Genomic DNA, 16303 nt, shown 5'->3' with positions numbered 1-16303 from the left:
GCCGACGGGCAGCCCATACCAAGCGTATCGACATGTTGACATACTGTGAGCATGGACCGCGGCACTCGCCTCGCCACCGCGCTCGCGGGGTGAGTATGTCGTTCGGGCCCTCAGTCGGCCCGAGGCGGTGCCGTACGACGGATGTCCCTCTCCACGACCTCGGGGAGGATCCGCGAGGTCGCGGCGAAATCGTTGTCCGCGTGCAGCAGGGTGAGACCGTGGTGCACGGCGGTGGCACACAGCACCAGGTCGACCGGCCCCGGGCCGCGGTGTTGCCCTTTCTGGGTGAGCTTGTACTGGGCGTTCTCGGCCCAGCGCCACGCATCCTTCGGAACGGCAACGCCTTCGAAGAGGGTGGTCAGCTCCGACTCCATCTCGTCCCGCCCGGCGGGGCTCTCCGCCGAGTACAGATACTCAAGACGTGTCGGAGCGCAGACCTTGAGCAGTCCCGCCTCAATGGGTCCGATCCACCGCATCTGGAGCTCCCGGTCTCGCAGGATCTGCCAGATCCCCGAGGTGTCGATCAGGTAGGAGCTGATCACGCGCCACTCCGCTGAGCGCTCTTGCGGGCCTCGTACGCGCGCATGGCAGAGTCCAGTTCACCCCGCTCGGAGCGGGCCGTCATGTGCTCCAAAGCCTCCAGCCTCTTCAGCCGCTGGACGACCTCTCGCAGTGCCGTGTTGACCGTGTCCTTCTTGGTCCTGGTGCCCAGCAGACGCATGGCGTCGGCCAGCAGCTCGGGATTGACCTCTATGTTCGTCGCGCTCACGCACTACCCCTTCGCACAAGGTGTGCGCACATCTTGTGCGCCACCTCCATCGTAGCGCCGAGGCTGCGCCCAAGCATCGCGGTCACTCTCATGCCGTGAACCCCGGGGTTGGGGATCCGCTCCTGCGGCGGAGAATTTTCCAAGATCGCTGACCCCCGGTACGACTCCTGGAGCCGCAGAAAGGTCCGTACAACGCGGGACTTGTCGCCCGGTCGAGTTGACCGAGCGCAGGACCATGGCCAAGGATCGCCGCCATGCCTGCCCTCGCCTCCCGTCAGAACGCGGTCGTCGCGCTGCGGTTCGGGCAGCTCGCGGCCATGGGTACGGTCGCGGCGCTGATCCTGATCGCGGGCGTCTGGGCCTCCTGGGGCACCGCCCAGCACGTGATGCTCACCAAGGGCCGTGAGCGCGGCACGATGACGGTCGCGCGATGTGCCGACGACCGCTGCACGGGTCCGTACCGGCCGCTGTCGGAAGGGTCCACGGCCCGCGACCGGGTCGTCCTCGACAGCGAGGTCGCGGTGGACAGGGGCCGCACCTACACGGTCGCGGTGAAGCCCGGCAGCGACGAGGTCGTGCGCACGGGCACCGGCGGACTCCTCTATGCCTGGGCCCCGCTCGGCGGCGCGCTGCTGCTCGCCTCGATGGTGGTCGCGGGCGGCCTGCGCCTGACCCGCCTCGCCTGGGCCTTCGGCGGCGCGGGACTCACGCTGCTCACGGCAGCGTTCGTGACCCTCTGAGGCCGACCCTTCTGAGGGCGACCTTCTGAGGCCGGGCGCAGTCCCGCGCCCCAAAGGGGCGCGGGAAACTGCGCTTCCAGACGGGTCAGCCTGTGTTACGCAGCCCGGCCGCCACCCCGTTGACCGTGAGGAGCAGGGCCCGCGACAGCAGCGGGTCGGCCTCCTCACCGGCCGCCGCCGCGTCACGCTGCCGCTTCAGCAGGGCGACCTGGAGGTACGAGATCGGGTCCAGGTAGGCGTCACGGATGGTGAAGGTCTGCTTCAACACCGGGTGGGCGTCGAGGAGTTCCGGCTCACCGGTGACGCGCAGCACCTCGCGCACGGTCAGCTCGTGCTCGGCCCGGATGGTCTCGAAGACGTGCTTCAGGTCGTCCGGGACGAGTGTGTCGACGTAGTGCCCGGCGATCCGCAGGTCCGTCTTCGCGAGGGTCATCTCGACGTTGGAGAGGAAGTTGCGGAAGAAGTGCCACTGCTCGTGCATCTCCTCCAGCACGCTGTCGAGACCGGCCTCGCGCAGCGCCTTCAGACCGGAGCCGACACCGAACCAGCCGGGCACGATCTGCCGCGACTGCGTCCAGCCGAACACCCACGGGATGGCGCGCAGACCGTCGAGCGAGACGCCCGAGCCGGGGCGGCGGGAGGGCCGCGAGCCCAGGTGCAGGTCGGCGAGCTGGTCCACCGGCGTGGAGGCGAGGAAGTACGTCGGAAGGTCCGGGTCCTCGACCAGCCTGCGGTAGGCCGCGTGGGCGGCGTCGCTGACCACGTCCATGGCCGCGTCCCAGCGGGCGAGCGCCTCGTCGGACTGACGCGGCGAGGTGTGCAGGGCGGACGCCTGGAGGGTGGCCGCGACCGTCAGCTCCAGGTTCTCCCGCGCCAGCGACGGCACGAGGTACTTGTCGGAGATGACCTCGCCCTGCTCGGTCACCTTGATCTCGCCCTCCAGCGTGCCCCAGGGCTGCGCGAGGATCGCGTCGTGCGAGGGACCGCCACCGCGGCCGACGGTGCCGCCACGGCCGTGGAAGAGCCGCAGCCGTACGCCGTATCGATGAGCCACGTCACGCAGTCGTCGCTGGGCCCGGTGGATCTCCCACTGACTCGTGGTGATGCCGCCGAACTTCGACGAGTCGGAGTACCCGAGCATGACCTCCTGCACGTCACCCCGCAGCGCCACGAGGCGCCGGTAGGACGGGTCGGACAGCATGTCCTCCAGGATCGTGTCGGCGGCCTTGAGCTCGTCCGTCGTCTCCAGCAGCGGCACGATGCCGATCTTCGCCCAGCCGGCGTGCAGGTCGACCAGCCCGGCCTCGCGGGCCAGCACGGCCGCGGCGAACACGTCGTCGGCGCCCTGGCACATCGAGATGATGTAGGACTCGATCACCTCGGGTCCGAACACCCCGAGGGCCCGCTTCACGGTCTCGAAGACGCCGAGGGTCTTCTCCCCTGCCGCGTCCAGCGGTGCCGGGGTGGGCCCGAGCGGCCGACGGGACCGCAGCTCCTTGGCGAGCAGCTTGTGCCGGTATTCGCGCGGCATGTCCTCGTACCGCCACGACTCCTCGCCGAGCCGGTCGAAGAGCTGCCCGAGCGCCTGGTGGTGGGCGTCCGCGTGTTCCCGTACGTCCATCGTGGCGAGCTGGAGGCCGAAGGCGGCGAGCGTGCGGATCGTACGGTTCATGCGGCCGTCGGCGAACAGCGCGCCCCGGTGCTCGCGCAGCGAACTCTGGACAAGGGTCAGGTCCTGGAGCAGCTCGGCGGTGCCGAGGTAGTCGCGGCCGTCCTCGTGCGGGGTGCCCTTGGCGAGGCGCTGCTTGGTGTTCTCCAGCTTCTGCCGGATGCAGGTGGCCTTGAGGCGGTAGGGCTCCTCGGCGTTGAGGCGCTTGTAGCGGGGGCTGATCTCCGGAAGCAGCTCCAGGTCGGTCCGCAGGGAATCCAGGAGCTCCTCGGTGGCACCCGTGTAGCGGATGGAGTTCGACAGGAAGCCGCGCAGCTCGTCGATCAGCTCCAGCGCGTCGTTGATGCCGTGCTCGTGCTGGAGGATCAGGACGTCCCAGGTGACCTGCGGGGTGACGTTCGGGTTGCCGTCGCGGTCGCCGCCGATCCAGGTACCGAAGGTGAGCGGGCGGGTCTCGTCGGGCAGCGTCACCCCGACGCGCTCCAGCTCCGCCGTCAGGTCCTCAAGCACGTCCCCGACGGCGCCGGCGTGCAGCTCGTCCAGGTAGTAGATGGCGTTGCGGGCCTCGTCGGCGGGCTCGGGACGCACCACGCGCAGCTCGTCGGTCTGCCACACGAGGTCGATGTTCTCGGCCAGCCGGGTGTCGTAGCGACGGCGATCCGCCTCGATGACGGGCGTCTCCAGGAGGGCGGCGATCCGGCGCAGCTTGTTGAGGACGGAGCGCCTGGCCGCCTCGGTGGGGTGGGCCGTGAAGACCGGGCGGACGTTCAGGTTCCGCACGGTCGCGCGCAGGTGCTCGGGGTCGGCGTCCTTGAGCCGGTCCGCCGTGCGGGCGAGCAGTCCGCCCTCGGCGGCCCGCCTGGCGCGCAGCTCGCGGCCGCGGTGCACCTGCTCGGTGACGTTGGCCAGGTGGAAGTAGGTCGAGAAGGCGCGGACCAGCTTGGCCGCGGTCTCCAGTTCCGTACCGCGCAGCAGTTCGGCGGCGGCTTCACCGTCCTCGCGGGTGAGGCGGCGGACCTTCTCGACCAGTTCCAGAAGCTCGGGCCCCTCCTGACGTACGAGGGTCTCGCCCAGCAGATCGCCCAGGCGGCGGATGTCGGCGCGCAGCTCACTGCTGGTTGTCGTGGTCTGGTCGTCGGCACTGCTCACAGGTGCGGCTCCTTGCAGTGTTGAAGCTCGTCTGGAGGGGAACCCGTCACCTGGGCGGCGGGCGCGCATCGGCGACGGGGCATCCGGGAATGAAACAGAGCGGACCGCGCTGTCCGACCGACCTTAAGGATAGGTGTCCATACGGACGCGCAGTCTCTCGGGCTCTTGCCGCCGGGCGAGGCACTGCCATACTTACGACGCCGTAGGTTACGGAACCGTAAGCGCGGTTTCCGGCAATCCGGCAGGCGCGATTACCGGCCACTCTCACAACCCTCGACCCCACAGGGGACGCTTCCATGACCACGAGTTCCGATGTGATCGATGACGCCCCCGAGGCGAACAACGACGGCACCGCACTCCCCTCCGCCACACTGGGCGGCGAGCAGAAGCGCTCGCTGGAGCAGATCACCCTTCTGCTCTTCATCACCGTTCCGTTCCTCGCGGTCCTCGCGGCGGTGCCGCTGGCCTGGGGCTGGGGCGTGAGCTGGCTCGACCTCGGCCTGCTGGTCTTCTTCTACTACCTCGGCTGCCACGGCATCACGATCGGCTTCCACCGCTACTTCACCCACGGCGCCTTCAAGGCGAAGCGCCCGCTGCGCATCGCGCTGGCGATCGCCGGCTCGATGGCCGTCGAAGGGCCGCTGGTCCGCTGGGTGGCCGACCACCGCAAGCACCACAAGTTCTCCGACGCCGAGGGCGACCCCCACTCGCCGTGGCGGTTCGGCGAGACGGTCCCGGCGCTGATGAAGGGCCTGTGGTGGGCCCACATCGCCTGGATGTTCGACGAGGAGCAGACACCGCAGGACAAGTACGCGCCGGACCTGATCAAGGACAAGGCGATCCGCACGATCTCGCGCCAGTTCCTCCTCTGGGCCGGGCTCTCCCTGGCGCTCCCGGCGCTGATCGGCGGCCTGGTGACGATGTCCTGGTGGGGCGCGTTCACGGGCTTCTTCTGGGGCTCGCTCGTGCGGGTGGCGCTGCTGCACCACGTCACGTGGTCGATCAACTCGATCTGCCACGCGGTGGGCAAGCGCCCCTTCAAGTCGCGTGACCGCTCGGGCAACGTGTGGTGGCTGGCGGTCCTGTCCTGCGGTGAGTCCTGGCACAACCTCCACCACGCCGATCCCACCTCCGCCCGGCACGGTGTGGAGCGCGGCCAGGTGGACTCCTCGGCCCGTCTGATCCGCTGGTTCGAGGTGTTCGGCTGGGCGTACGACGTGCGCTGGCCGTCACGCTCGCGTATCGATTCCCGCCGTAACCCGGACGGGAAGGGCTCCCGACGCAAGGCGGAGACCGCCGACGCGGCATGATTGACGGCGTGGCCGACTCCAGCACACCCAGCAATGAAAAGCCGCGGCGCGTCCGCCGCACCCGGATGACCGGTGCGGAGCGGCGGGCCCAGTTGCTGGAGATCGGCCGCACCCTTTTCGCCCAGAAGGGCTTCGAGGCGACATCGGTGGAGGAGATCGCGGCGAAGGCCGGCGTCTCCAAGCCGGTCGTCTACGAGCACTTCGGCGGCAAGGAGGGCCTGTACGCCGTAGTGGTGGACCGCGAGATGCGCCGCCTGCTGGACGGAGTGACAAGCTCACTGACGGCAGGCCACCCGCGCGAACTGTGCGAGCAAGCAGCCTTCGCCCTCCTCGACTACATCGAGGAGTACACGGACGGCTTCCGCATCCTGGTCCGCGACTCCCCCATCCCCCAGTCCACAGGCTCCTTCGCGTCCCTGATCTCGGACATCGCGACACAGGTGGAGGACATCCTGGGCCGCGAGTTCAAACGCCGCGGCTTCGACCCGAAGCTCGCCCCGCTGTACGCCCAGGCCCTCGTCGGCATGGTCGCCCTCACCGGCCAGTGGTGGCTGGACGTCCGCCGCCCGAAGAAGGCGGAGGTGGCAGCCCACCTGGTGAACCTGGCCTGGCACGGCCTGGACGGCCTGGAGGCGAAGCCTCGATTGATAGGGCGCCGGAAGAGCTAGCCCAAGATTCCACAAGGTTAACCTTGTGGTTCAATGTGGCCATGACTGAGATTGCGATCAGCGCGGCTCGTTCCCAGCTCGGCGACCTGGTCCGGCGAGCTGCTCACAGCCGCGAGACCATCGCCCTCACCGACCACGGTCACGTGGCGGCGCTGCTGGTCTCCCCTCAGGTGATAGAGGATCTCGAAGACGCCCTCGCGGTCGCCGACTACCAGCGCCGCAAGGCCGAGGGCACGCTCGAAGAGGGCATCCCCCACGAGGAAGTCGGGCGCATCCTGGGGCTGCGTCCGTGACCTATCGCATCATCTGGGAACCGAGCGCCACGAACGCGGCGGTGCGGTTCCTCAAGGACGACCCCACGGGACTCGCCGCCGTCTACGAAACCGTCGGCACGCTCGCCGAAGCCCCGCGCCCCGCCGGCTCCACCGCCTACGGCCCCAACATCCGGCGCCTTCGCGTCGGCAGTTACCGCGTCCTCTACCTGATCGACGACAGCGTGATCCGCATCCTCATCACTCACCTGGGCCGCACGCCCTGACGGTCGGCTCCAGGAACTCCAGCCGGTTGCCCGCCGAGGCCTCGGAGTAGAAGCGGCCGTGCCCTGGGAGCCCACTGCCCCAGGTCACCGCCGCTCCGCATGCGGCGAGGTGGGCCGCGCAATCCCGTCAGGCGGCCTTCCGGGCGACCACGAACAGCCGTCGGAACGGGAGCACCGTCCCGTACGGGGCCGTCGGGTAGGCCTTGCGGAGCAGGTCTCGGTACTCCTCGACGAAGGCGTCCCGCGCCTCCGGGTCGTTCGCGAGGGCGGTGAGGGCGGGCCGCAGTCCCGTGCCCTTGGACCAGTCGAGCACCGCGTCCTCGCCCTGGAGGAGCTGCAGGTAGGTCGTCTCCCAGACGTCCACCGCGCATCCCAGCCGGGCCAGCCGGTCCAGGTAGAGGAGCGGCGGATGGACGGAGTCCGTGTGGCGCAGGACGCCGTCGAGGTGGCCCTTCCACCGGGTGGACGCGGCGAGTTCACGCATCAGGGAGTGCAGGGGTGCGTCGATGTTGTTCGGGACCTGGAAGGCGAAGGTCCCGCCGGGGGCCACCGCGTCGAGCCAGCCGGGCAGGGCGTCCAGATGCCCCGGCACCCACTGCAGCGCCGCGTTGGAGACGATCAGGTCGTACGTCTCCGTGGGCGCCCAGTCCGTGAGGTCCGCGTGGGCGAAGTCCAGCCGGCCGCCGCCCGCCGTGGGCCCCGCGTGCTCAGCCGTCCTGGCCAGCATCTCCGCGGAGTTGTCGTACCCCGTGATGCGCGCGCCCGGCCACCGCTCGGCGAGCCGCACGGTGACGTTGCCCGGGCCGCAGCCCAGGTCGGCGACGCGGGCCGGGTCGCCGGGCAGCGCCGGGACCCGGCCGAGAAGCTCGGCGAAGGGCCGGGCGCGATGCTCTGCGTGGCGCAGATACTGGCCCGGGTCCCAGGTGGGGGTGGTGGTGGCGGGCATGAGGGCCTCCTCAAGTCACGATCGACGCCGCACTCGACGTCCCGGCATCCCGGCATCCCGACGGAACTCCAGCCTCACACCCCAACTATCTCGACGTCAAGAGACTTCACGTCAAGAGACTTCATGTCGACACAACCACTACACTGATCGCCATGGAGGACGAGGTCGATCGGCTGGTCGCTGCGTGGCGCCGGGAGCGCCCTGACCTCGACGTGGAACCGCTCGAGGTACTCAGCCGCGTGAGCAGGCTCGCCAGGCATCTGGACCGCGCACGCCGGATCGCGTTCGCCGAGCACGCCCTGGAGCCCTGGGAGTTCGACGTCCTGACGGCACTGAGGCGCGCGGGCACGCCGTACCAGCTCTCCCCCGGCCAGTTGCTCACCCAGACGCTCGTCACCTCGGGCACGATGACGAACCGCATCGACCGGCTGGCGAAGAAGGGCCTGGTGGAGCGCCTCCCCGACCCCAGCGACCGCCGCGGTGTGCTCGTACGCCTCACCGGGGACGGCCGCGACCGCGCGGACCAGGCGCTGGCCGGGCTCCTCGACCAGGAGCGCGCGATCCTGGCGGAGCTCAGCAGGGCCCAGCGAGGCGAACTCGCCGGGCTGCTACGCCAGCTGACCGCCCCGTTCGACAACATCCCCGGCTAGGTCGACGGGCCCGACGCCGGCCCGGCGGGCCAGCGCCACGGCGGCGAGGGTGGAGTGCACGCCGAGCTTCCCCAGCACGTTCTGCATATGCGTACGGACGGTGTGCGGCGAGAGGAACAGCCGCTCGGCGACGGCCTTGCGCCCCAGCCCCGCGACCATGCACCGCAGCACTTCCCGCTCCCGCGGAGTCAGCGACTCCACCAGCCGCTCGCTCTCCGTACGGTGCTTCCGCGCGGCCGTCAGCTCGCGCAGGACGCCGGTGAGCAGCGCGGGCGGCAGATGTGTCTCGTCCCGCAGCACGCCCCGGATGACGGTGAGCAGCCGGGACAGCGAGCAGTCCTTGGCGACCCAGCCCGAGGCGCCGGCCTGCAGAGCGAGCGCCGCGCGACGCGGGTCGTCCTTCTCGGCGAGCACGACCGTACGGACGGTGGGCTGGCCCGAACGGACGCCCGCGACCAGCGAGATGCCGTCGACCAGGCCTTCTTCGTTGTTGTCGTGGACGGGTACGGCCGGGCGGGCGCCCGGCACGTTGCCGCCCAGGTCGGCGTCGACGAGGAGCACGTCGAATCTGCGGCCCTCGGCGGCCGCCCGCTCCAGGCAGCGCAGCGCGGCGGGACCGCTGCCGGCCGCGGAGACGTCTACATCGGGCTCTGCGGCCAGGGCGGCGGCGAGCGACTCGGCGAAGATACGGTGGTCGTCGACGACCAGGACACGGATGCGAACCACTGAAACCCCCACTGCTCGGGGGACGGCCGGCGCAGGTACGGCGCCCGGAGATCCCGAACTCCTCGCTCGGAAAACGGGGTGCCGCAGCCGCACGGCCGCCGCCGTGCTGGACTGCTACCCCCACTCCGGGCGTCGTACCCGACTGTCTCGCCCCCTGATCAGCACCGGCCCCCACCGGTGCTGCTCATCAGAGTACGGCTGGGCAGCAGGAGCGGAAGGTGATTTGCAGAACTGATTGGCCAGCGCGTTTATGGTGAGCCGTATGTTTCGTATTGAGACAGAAGTCGACAAAGAGCGTAGCCAATTCCTGCGTTCACGGCTACGGGACGCGAACATGGCCGCGTCTCCCGTGCTGCGTTCTCTGCGCGGAACCGCTGGTGAACGGGAAGTTCCGCTCCAGGTCTGGGCGTTGGATCCGGCCGGTGAGGTGGTCGGGGGTCTCGTCGGGCACACGTGGGCCGGGTGGCTGCACGTGACGTATCTCTGGGTCGACGAGCGCCGGCGTGGCGGTGGTCTTGGCTCGCACGTGCTGTCCCACGCGGAACATCTGGCCCGTACGTCCCGTGGGTGCCGCAACTCTCGCCTGGAGACGTGGGACTTCCAGGCTCCTGCCTTCTACCGCAAACAGGGCTATGAGGTGGTGTGCGAGATCCCGGACTATCCCCCGGGGGTCACGGAGTACACCCTGACGAAGCGGCTCGCCTGAGCAAGACGTTTTCGCCCCCGCCGCCCCTACCCGTCCCGTCCCTGGGGGCTGCGCCCCCAGACCCCCCTGTCGCGCTGGCGCGCTCGTCCTCAAACGCCGGACGGGCTGAGAATCAGCCCCTCCGGCGTTTGAGGAGCGGGGGTTCGGGGGCTGGCCCCCGAAAGGGACGGGACGGGAAGGGGCGGCGGGGGCGAGAAAACCCCCAGGTCAGACCACCCGGCGGGCGCCCTCGGACGGCACCGCCGGGAACACCCGCGGCGCGGTGAAGCCCGCCGCCGCGAACGCCTCCTCCACCGCCTTGGTGACCGTGTCCGAGTCGGACGACTCCACCAAGACGATCGCCGAGCCGCCGAACCCACCCCCCGTCATGCGAGCGCCAAGCGCCCCCGCCTCGTTCGCCGTGGCAACCACCAGGTCCAGCTCCGGGCAGGAGATCCGCAGATCGTCCCGCAGCGAGGCATGCCCGGACGTGAGGATCGGGCCGATGCCACGCACATCCCCCGCGTCCAGCAGGGCGATGACCTCATCGACCCGGTGGTCGTCCGACACGACATGGCGTACGTAGCGACGCACCCGCTCGTCCGGCAGACGGGCGAGGGACGCCTCCAGGTCCTCGTACCGGACGTCCCGCAGGAAGGGGACACCGAGTTGCCGCGCGCCCTCCTCGCAGCCCTCGCGCCGTTCCGCGTACTCCCCGTCGCCCAGCGCGTGCTTCACGCGGGTGTCGACCACGAGGAGCCGCAGCCCGTGGGCGGGCAGGTCGAAGGGGACCTGGCGGATGGAGAGGTCACGGCAGTCGAGGTGGAGGGCGTGGCCCTCCGTGGAGCAGGCGGATGCCGTCTGGTCCATGATTCCGCAGGGGACGCCCACAAAGTCGTTCTCCGCGCGCTGGGAGACCCGGGCCAGCTCCGGACCCGTAAGGCCGAGGTCGAACAGGTCGTTCAGCGCCAGGGCCGTGACGACCTCCAGCGCGGCCGAGGACGACAGGCCCGCGCCCGTCGGGACCGTGGAGGCGAGGTGGATGTCCGCGCCGGTGACGGCGTGGCCGGCCTCGCGCAGGACCCAGACGACGCCCGCCGGATAGGCGGCCCAGCTCGTGTTCGTCAGCGGCGCCAGCTCGTCGACGTGCAGTTCGACGACCGGGCCCTCGATGTCGGCCGAGTGGAGACGCAGGACGCCGTCGTCGCGGCGCGAGACCGCCGCCACCGCCGTGTGCGGCAGCGCGAGCGGCATCACGAAGCCCTCGTTGAAGTCCGTGTACTCGCCGATGAGGTTGACCCGGCCGGGCGCCGCCCAGACACCCTCGGGGGCGTCCCCGTAGAGCGCCTCGAAGCCTTCCCCTACCTGGCCTTCTGCTACCTGCTGTGCCCCCACTAGCGCTCCTTAGGCTTCGCGATGTTCTGCGCGAACTCCCACGCGTCCGCGACGATCCCCGCGAGGTCCGCGCGGGACGGGTTCCAGCCGAGCCGTTCGCGGGCCGTGGCCGCGGAGGCGACGAGGACCGCCGGGTCACCGGCGCGGCGCGGGGCCGCGACCTCGGGGATCGGGTGTCCGGTCACCCGGCGGACGGTCTCGATGACCTCGCGGACCGAGAAGCCGTTGCCGTTGCCGAGGTTGCAGATCAGGTGCTCGCCCGGCTTCGCCGCGGCGACGGCCAGCAGGTGGGCCTCCGCCAGGTCCGCGACGTGGATGTAGTCGCGGACGCAGGTGCCGTCCGGGGTCGGGTAGTCGTCGCCGTAGACGGAGATGGCCTCGCGGCGGCCCTGGGCGACCTGGAGGACCAGCGGGATGAGGTGCGACTCGGGGTCGTGCCGCTCGCCGCTCGCGCCGTACGCGCCCGCCACGTTGAAGTAGCGCAGCGACACCGCCGCCAGTCCGTGCGCGGCCGCCTCGCCGGTGATCATGTGGTCGACGGCGAGCTTGGAGGCGCCGTACGGGTTGGTGGGGGCCGTCGGGGCGGACTCGACGATCGGGGTGGTCTCCGGCTCGCCGTACGTCGCCGCCGTGGAGGAGAAGACCAGCTTGCGGACGCCCGCCGAGCGCATGGCAGCGAGCAGGGCCATCGTGCCGCCGACGTTGTTGTCCCAGTACTTCTCGGGCTTCACGACGGACTCGCCGACCTGCGAGAACGCGGCGAAGTGCAGCACCGCGTCGAACGAGGAGTCCAGCCACTTGGCGGCGTCGCGGATGTCGCCCTCGATGAACTCGGCGCCCGCCGGGACGCCCTCGCGGAAGCCGGTGGAGAGGTTGTCGAGGACGGTCACCTCGTGGCCCGCCTCCAGCAGATGCCGGGCGACCACACTGCCCACATAGCCCGCACCGCCGGTGACCAGGTACTTCCCACTCATGAACTCGCTACCTCTCGCAGTCGCTGGGCCGCGGCCTCCGGCGGCACGTCGTTGATGAACACGCTCATGCCGGACTCGGAACCCGCGAGGAACTTCAGCTTGCCGGAAGTGCGGCGGATGGTGAAAAGCTCGAGGTGGAGCGCGAAGTCCTCCCGCACCACACCGTCGAACTCCTCCAGCGTGCCGAACGGCGCCTGGTGCCAGGCCGAGATGTACGGCGTGCCCGGTTCACCCTCGCCGAAGATCCGGTCGAAGCGCCTCAACAGTTCCAGATAGACCTTGGGGAACTCTGTGCGTGCCCCCTCGTCGAGACCCAGCAGGTCCGGCACGCGGCGGCGCGGGTAGAGGTGCACCTCGTACGGCCAGTGCGCCGCGTACGGCACGAAGGCCACCCAGTGGTCGGTCTCCAGCACGATCCGCTCACCGGCCAGTTCCTTCTCAAGGACGGCGTCGAAGAGGTTCTCGCCGCCCGTCCCCTCCTTGTGTGCCGCGAGTGACCGCAGCATCAGGGCCGTTCGAGGCGTCGTGAACGGGTACGCGTAGATCTGCCCGTGCGGATGTCCGAGCGTCACGCCGATCTCGGCGCCGCGGTTCTCGAAACAGAACACCTGCTCCACGGAGGGGAGATGCGACAGCTCGGCCGTGCGGTCGGTCCACGCGTCCAGGACCAGCCCCGCCTGCTCCTCGGTCAGATCGGCGAAGGACGAGTCGTGGTCCGAGGTGAAGCAGACCACCTCGCAGCGACCGGAGTCCCCGGCCAGCGACGGGAAGCGGTTCTCGAAGACCGCGACGTCGTACGAGGAGTCCGGGATCTCGCTCAGCCGGTCGCCCTCGGAGGGGCACAGCGGGCATTCGTCGGCCGGCGGATGGTACGTACGCCCCTGCCGGTGGGAGGCGATGGCCACCGCGTCACCGAGCAGCGGATCGCGGCGTACCTCCGATGTGGTGACCGTCCGGTCGAGCGGGCGCCGGTCCACCGCGTCGCGCACCGTGTCGTCGCGCGAGTCGTAGTAGATGAGCTCACGACCGTCGGCCAGCCGGGTCGAGGTCTTCTTCACGCCGGACTCTCCATCCGTACCCGATCAAAGCATTCAACAGAACCAAACACATCAAACCACAAATCACCACGTCCGTCATCACCACAACCAAACAAAGAACACCACAGTGAATTGAAGTGAGTGCTGAATGCAGACCCCCACATCTCCAGCTCCCACATATCCGGCCCCCACGTCGCCCGTGCACCTGGCGGCGGAGCTGCGGCTCCCCACCAACTGGCTCGACTACACGATCCTGGCGATCTACTTCGTCGTCGTGCTCGGCATCGGCTTCGCGGCCCGTCGCTCGGTGAAGACCAGCCTCGACTTCTTCCTCTCCGGGCGCTCGCTGCCCGCCTGGGTGACCGGTCTGGCGTTCATCGCCGCCAACCTGGGCGCGACCGAGATCCTCGGCATGGCCGCCAACAGCGCCCAGTACGGCGTCTACACCGTGCACTGGTACTGGATCGGCGCCATCCCCGCCATGGTCTTCCTGGGCCTGGTGATGATGCCCTTCTACTACGGCTCGAAGGTCAGGTCCGTCCCCGAGTTCCTGCTGCTGCGCTTCGACAGGGGAGCGCATCTGCTCAGCTCGATCCTGTTCGCGTTCGCCGCGATCCTCATCGCCGGGGTGAACCTCTACGCGCTCGCGATCGTCGTCGAGGCGCTGCTCGGCTGGCCGCAGTGGGTGTCGATCGTCGTCGCGGGCTTCTTCGTGCTCGGCTACATCACCCTCGGCGGGCTGTCGTCCGCGATCTACAACGAGGTGCTGCAGTTCTTCGTGATCCTCGCCGCGCTGATCCCGCTCTCGGTGCTCGGGCTGAAGAAGGTCGGCGGCTGGGACGGCCTGACCGACTCCCTGACGGCCTCCCACGGCGCCGACTTCACCACCGCGTGGGGCGGCACCGGCATCGGCAGCGACAACCCGCTCGGCGCCAACTGGCTGACCATCGTGCTCGGCCTCGGCTTCGTGCTGTCCTTCGGCTACTGGACGACGAACTTCGCCGAGGTGCAGCGCGCACTGTCCGCCAAGAACCTCTCCGCGGCCCAGCGCACCCCGCTCATCGCCGCGTTCCCGAAGATCTTCATCGTCTTCCTGGTGATGATCCCGGGGCTCGTCGCGGCCGTGCTCGTACCGAAGATCGGGACCTCCGGGTCCGACCTCCAGTACAACGACGCGATCCCGTACCTGATGGAGGACCTGCTGCCCAACGGCGTCCTCGGCATCGCGGTGACCGGCCTGCTGGCGGCCTTCATGGCGGGCATGGCGGCCAACATCTCGTCCTTCAACACCGTCTTCACCACGGACATCTGGCAGAAGTACGTGAAGCGCGACGAGGAGGACACGTACTACGTGCGCTTCGGGCGTCTCATCACGGCGGTCGGCGTCATGGCGTCGATCGGGACGGCGTTCCTCGCCTCCTCCTTCTCGAACATCATGAGTTACCTCCAGACGCTGTTCTCCTTCTTCAACGTGCCGATGTTCGTCGTCTTCATCATCGGCATGTTCTGGAAGCGCGCGTCCATGAAGTCCGGCTTCTGGGGCCTGCTCGCGGGCACCACGGCCGCGATGATCAACTACTTCGTCCTCTACAAGCAGGACATCATCGGCATCCCCTCCGACCAGGGCGCCAACTTCGTCTCGGCGATCGCCGGGTTCGTGGCCGGCGCGGTGGTCATGTTCGCCGTCTCCCTCTTCACCGCGCCGAAGCCCGCGGAGGAACTCCAGGGCCTGGTGTACGGGACCACCTCGCCCGGTATGGAGGAGCCCCCGGCCAAGGGCGACGACGCCTGGTACCGCAAGCCGGCCCTGCTCGGCTGGGGCGCGATCATCCTGGCCGCCGCCTGCTACATCCCCTTCTCCTTCTGACGACCGGAGGCCTGATCACCCATGTCCGAGCACTCTGGCTATTCCGACCGCGACCTCCAGCGCGAAGTCACCGAACTGCAGGGCAAGTCCGCCACCGCGGCCCGCCTGTTCGACATCCGCCGCATCATCGGCGGCCTGTTCGTCGTCTACGGGATCATCGTCACGATCGCCGGCATCACCGAGTCCGACGCCGACATCGCCAAGGCCCAGGACATCAACATCAACCTCTGGACGGGCCTCGGCATGCTGGCGCTCGGCCTGTTCTTCCTGGCCTGGCTGTGGCTGCGGCCGGTGGCTCCGCCCACACCGGACCTGGACCCGGACACCGAACGACCCGCCGAATAACCGCCGTTCACGGGTACGGGGCCGGAGCCGCACAACGCGACTCCGACCCCCACACCTGTACCGGGACCTGAACCGGGACCGGGACTAGACCTCGGACCCCGCGTCCGGCGCCGGGTGCTGAATCGGCCCCGCGCGGTCCAGCAGCCCCGTACGGGCCGCGAGCGCCGCCGCCTCCAGCCGGGAGCCGACGCCCAGCTTCATCAGTACGCGCTGCACGTGGGTCCGCGCGGTGCTCGGCGCTATGCCCATGCCGGCCGCGATGAGCCGCGTGTCCTCGCCGTCGGCCACCCTCACCAGCACCTCGACCTCTCGCGGCGTCAGCATCTGGAGGAGCCGCTGGCCCTCGTCGTCGGGCTGCGCGGCCGGGTTGAGCAGTTCGCTGAAGGCGCCCTGCAGAAGCTGCGGCGCCACGGCCGCCTCCCCCGCCCGGGCCTTCATGATGGCCCGCTCGACACCCTCTATGCGCTCGTCGTGCCGTACGTAACCGGACGCCCCCGCGGCGAACGCCGCGGCGATTCCCCGCGGGTTCGGCACCGGTCCGAGGACCAGCACCGCGACCTGCGGCCGCTCCCGCTTGATTCTCACCACCGGGTCGAACATGCCCGGTTCGGCGGGCGTCGCCGTGCCGATCAGGCACACCTCCGGCGCCCTTGTGATCACCAGCTCCGCCGCTCCCGCGGCAGGCGCGGCCGCGGCCAGCACGCGGTGCCCGCGCAGCTTCAAAGCCGAGGCCAACGCCTCGGCGAGCAGTCGGTGGTCGTCGACCACCATGAGCCGCACTCCCATCGAGCCCAACCCCCCAGTCCCCCCGGATCCCCACTGGTACCCCATGGAT

18 protein-coding genes and 1 pseudogene are annotated in these 16303 nt (G+C 69.7%); 9 read left to right on the top strand and 10 right to left on the bottom strand.

Annotation, left to right across the window (positions count from 1 at the left end):
- Positions 1 to 110: 110 nt before the first annotated feature.
- Both ACH4YP_RS40055 and ACH4YP_RS40050 read right to left on the bottom strand, forming a co-directional pair.
- The gene (locus tag ACH4YP_RS40055; RefSeq protein WP_398496031.1) at positions 111 to 539 is read right to left on the bottom strand and encodes a PIN domain-containing protein; all 429 of its coding nucleotides are present in this window, start codon (positions 537 to 539) and stop codon (positions 111 to 113) included.
- Positions 539 to 769 (bottom strand): type II toxin-antitoxin system VapB family antitoxin, encoded by a 231-nt coding sequence (locus ACH4YP_RS40050; protein WP_361061539.1) that lies wholly within the window; start codon positions 767 to 769, stop codon positions 539 to 541. The genes ACH4YP_RS40055 and ACH4YP_RS40050 overlap by 1 nt, the downstream gene beginning before the upstream one ends.
- Positions 770 to 1023: 254 nt before the next feature.
- Between ACH4YP_RS40050 and ACH4YP_RS40045 the strand changes: the two genes are divergently transcribed.
- Positions 1024 to 1509 carry a hypothetical protein gene (locus tag ACH4YP_RS40045; protein ID WP_361061541.1) on the top strand — a complete coding sequence of 162 codons (486 nt, stop codon included), beginning with the start codon at positions 1024 to 1026 and terminating at the stop codon, positions 1507 to 1509.
- Positions 1510 to 1594: 85 nt separating this feature from the next.
- On the opposite strand, the gene ppc is transcribed toward ACH4YP_RS40045, so the two are convergent.
- Positions 1595 to 4327 (bottom strand): phosphoenolpyruvate carboxylase, encoded by a 2733-nt coding sequence (ppc, locus tag ACH4YP_RS40040; protein WP_398495989.1) that lies wholly within the window; start codon positions 4325 to 4327, stop codon positions 1595 to 1597.
- Between the two features lie 296 nt (positions 4328 to 4623).
- On the opposite strand from ppc, the gene ACH4YP_RS40035 reads away from it, so the two are divergent.
- The 4 genes from ACH4YP_RS40035 to ACH4YP_RS40020 are packed head-to-tail and all read left to right on the top strand — an operon-like array spanning position 4624 to position 6843.
- Positions 4624 to 5637 (top strand): fatty acid desaturase, encoded by a 1014-nt coding sequence (locus tag ACH4YP_RS40035; protein WP_361061544.1) that lies wholly within the window; start codon positions 4624 to 4626, stop codon positions 5635 to 5637.
- The gene (locus ACH4YP_RS40030; protein WP_267026752.1) at positions 5634 to 6305 is read left to right on the top strand and encodes a TetR/AcrR family transcriptional regulator; all 672 of its coding nucleotides are present in this window, start codon (positions 5634 to 5636) and stop codon (positions 6303 to 6305) included. The genes ACH4YP_RS40035 and ACH4YP_RS40030 overlap by 4 nt, the downstream gene beginning before the upstream one ends.
- A 41-nt stretch (positions 6306 to 6346) precedes the next feature.
- The gene (locus tag ACH4YP_RS40025; protein ID WP_151484010.1) at positions 6347 to 6598 is read left to right on the top strand and encodes a type II toxin-antitoxin system Phd/YefM family antitoxin; all 252 of its coding nucleotides are present in this window, start codon (positions 6347 to 6349) and stop codon (positions 6596 to 6598) included.
- Positions 6595 to 6843: a type II toxin-antitoxin system RelE/ParE family toxin gene (locus ACH4YP_RS40020; protein WP_398495987.1), complete on the top strand. Its 249-nt coding sequence runs from the start codon at positions 6595 to 6597 to the stop codon at positions 6841 to 6843. Before ACH4YP_RS40025 ends, ACH4YP_RS40020 begins: the two co-directional genes overlap by 4 nt.
- Here ACH4YP_RS40020 and ACH4YP_RS40015 read toward each other — a convergent pair.
- Positions 6818 to 6961 (bottom strand): annotated as a pseudogene (locus tag ACH4YP_RS40015) (glyoxalase); the annotation flags it as partial. The gene ACH4YP_RS40020 and the pseudogene ACH4YP_RS40015 overlap by 26 nt on opposite strands.
- Positions 6962 to 6970: 9 nt before the next feature.
- Positions 6971 to 7789 carry a trans-aconitate 2-methyltransferase gene (locus ACH4YP_RS40010; RefSeq protein WP_361061550.1) on the bottom strand — a complete coding sequence of 273 codons (819 nt, stop codon included), beginning with the start codon at positions 7787 to 7789 and terminating at the stop codon, positions 6971 to 6973.
- A gap of 152 nt (positions 7790 to 7941) precedes the next feature.
- On the opposite strand from ACH4YP_RS40010, the gene ACH4YP_RS40005 reads away from it, so the two are divergent.
- On the top strand, positions 7942 to 8439 hold the full coding sequence (locus ACH4YP_RS40005; RefSeq protein WP_327396383.1) for a MarR family transcriptional regulator: 498 nt from the start codon (positions 7942 to 7944) through the stop codon (positions 8437 to 8439).
- Here ACH4YP_RS40005 and ACH4YP_RS40000 read toward each other — a convergent pair.
- Positions 8398 to 9165, bottom strand: coding sequence for a response regulator transcription factor (locus tag ACH4YP_RS40000; protein ID WP_055617965.1), 768 nt, complete (start codon positions 9163 to 9165; stop codon positions 8398 to 8400). The genes ACH4YP_RS40005 and ACH4YP_RS40000 overlap by 42 nt on opposite strands.
- A 250-nt stretch (positions 9166 to 9415) precedes the next feature.
- Here ACH4YP_RS40000 and ACH4YP_RS39995 point away from each other — a divergent pair, with 250 nt between their 5' ends.
- Positions 9416 to 9871 (top strand): GNAT family N-acetyltransferase, encoded by a 456-nt coding sequence (locus ACH4YP_RS39995; RefSeq protein WP_398496029.1) that lies wholly within the window; start codon positions 9416 to 9418, stop codon positions 9869 to 9871.
- A 207-nt stretch (positions 9872 to 10078) separates the two neighbouring features.
- Here ACH4YP_RS39995 and galK read toward each other — a convergent pair whose 3' ends face one another.
- Genes galK through galT form a run of 3 tightly spaced genes read right to left on the bottom strand, consistent with a single transcriptional unit; the run spans position 10079 to position 13277 of the window.
- A complete protein-coding gene (galK, locus tag ACH4YP_RS39990) occupies positions 10079 to 11245 on the bottom strand; it encodes a galactokinase (RefSeq protein WP_398495984.1) in 1167 nt (388 codons plus the stop codon).
- The gene (gene galE, locus ACH4YP_RS39985) at positions 11245 to 12219 is read right to left on the bottom strand and encodes a UDP-glucose 4-epimerase GalE (RefSeq protein ID WP_361052030.1); all 975 of its coding nucleotides are present in this window, start codon (positions 12217 to 12219) and stop codon (positions 11245 to 11247) included. The genes galK and galE overlap by 1 nt, the downstream gene beginning before the upstream one ends.
- Positions 12216 to 13277 (bottom strand): galactose-1-phosphate uridylyltransferase, encoded by a 1062-nt coding sequence (galT, locus tag ACH4YP_RS39980; protein ID WP_361052027.1) that lies wholly within the window; start codon positions 13275 to 13277, stop codon positions 12216 to 12218. Before galT ends, galE begins: the two co-directional genes overlap by 4 nt.
- A gap of 127 nt (positions 13278 to 13404) precedes the next feature.
- On the opposite strand from galT, the gene ACH4YP_RS39975 reads away from it, so the two are divergent.
- Positions 13405 to 15123: a sodium:solute symporter family protein gene (locus ACH4YP_RS39975; protein WP_398495982.1), complete on the top strand. Its 1719-nt coding sequence runs from the start codon at positions 13405 to 13407 to the stop codon at positions 15121 to 15123.
- A 21-nt stretch (positions 15124 to 15144) separates the two neighbouring features.
- Positions 15145 to 15468 carry a hypothetical protein gene (locus ACH4YP_RS39970; protein WP_398495980.1) on the top strand — a complete coding sequence of 108 codons (324 nt, stop codon included), beginning with the start codon at positions 15145 to 15147 and terminating at the stop codon, positions 15466 to 15468.
- A gap of 84 nt (positions 15469 to 15552) precedes the next feature.
- Here the strand turns inward: ACH4YP_RS39970 and ACH4YP_RS39965 are convergent, their stop codons facing one another.
- The gene (locus ACH4YP_RS39965) at positions 15553 to 16254 is read right to left on the bottom strand and encodes a LuxR C-terminal-related transcriptional regulator (protein WP_361052018.1); all 702 of its coding nucleotides are present in this window, start codon (positions 16252 to 16254) and stop codon (positions 15553 to 15555) included.
- Positions 16255 to 16303: the final 49 nt, after the last annotated feature.

The organism is Streptomyces sp. NPDC020747 (genome assembly GCF_044334695.1).
Classification (GTDB): Bacteria; Actinomycetota; Actinomycetes; order Streptomycetales; family Streptomycetaceae; genus Streptomyces.
Note: the sequence above shows the minus strand (reverse complement) of the source record. Positions and strands in the feature narration are given on the sequence as shown.

Excerpts from the sequence above, each read along its gene's own strand:
- ACH4YP_RS39965 (WP_361052018.1), bottom strand. The coding sequence starts at position 16,254 with ATGGGAGTGCGGCTCATGGTGGTCGACGACCACCGACTGCTCGCCGAG.
- ACH4YP_RS40035 (WP_361061544.1), top strand. The coding sequence starts at position 4,624 with ATGACCACGAGTTCCGATGTGATCGATGACGCCCCCGAGGCGAACAAC.
- ACH4YP_RS40045 (WP_361061541.1), top strand. The coding sequence starts at position 1,024 with ATGCCTGCCCTCGCCTCCCGTCAGAACGCGGTCGTCGCGCTGCGGTTC.
- ACH4YP_RS40005 (WP_327396383.1), top strand. The coding sequence starts at position 7,942 with ATGGAGGACGAGGTCGATCGGCTGGTCGCTGCGTGGCGCCGGGAGCGC.
- ACH4YP_RS39975 (WP_398495982.1), top strand. The coding sequence starts at position 13,405 with ATGCAGACCCCCACATCTCCAGCTCCCACATATCCGGCCCCCACGTCG.
- ACH4YP_RS39995 (WP_398496029.1), top strand. The coding sequence starts at position 9,416 with ATGGTGAGCCGTATGTTTCGTATTGAGACAGAAGTCGACAAAGAGCGT.
- ACH4YP_RS40030 (WP_267026752.1), top strand. The coding sequence starts at position 5,634 with ATGATTGACGGCGTGGCCGACTCCAGCACACCCAGCAATGAAAAGCCG.
- ACH4YP_RS40025 (WP_151484010.1), top strand. The coding sequence starts at position 6,347 with ATGACTGAGATTGCGATCAGCGCGGCTCGTTCCCAGCTCGGCGACCTG.
- galE (WP_361052030.1), bottom strand. The coding sequence starts at position 12,219 with ATGAGTGGGAAGTACCTGGTCACCGGCGGTGCGGGCTATGTGGGCAGT.
- ACH4YP_RS39970 (WP_398495980.1), top strand. The coding sequence starts at position 15,145 with ATGTCCGAGCACTCTGGCTATTCCGACCGCGACCTCCAGCGCGAAGTC.
- ACH4YP_RS40010 (WP_361061550.1), bottom strand. The coding sequence starts at position 7,789 with ATGCCCGCCACCACCACCCCCACCTGGGACCCGGGCCAGTATCTGCGC.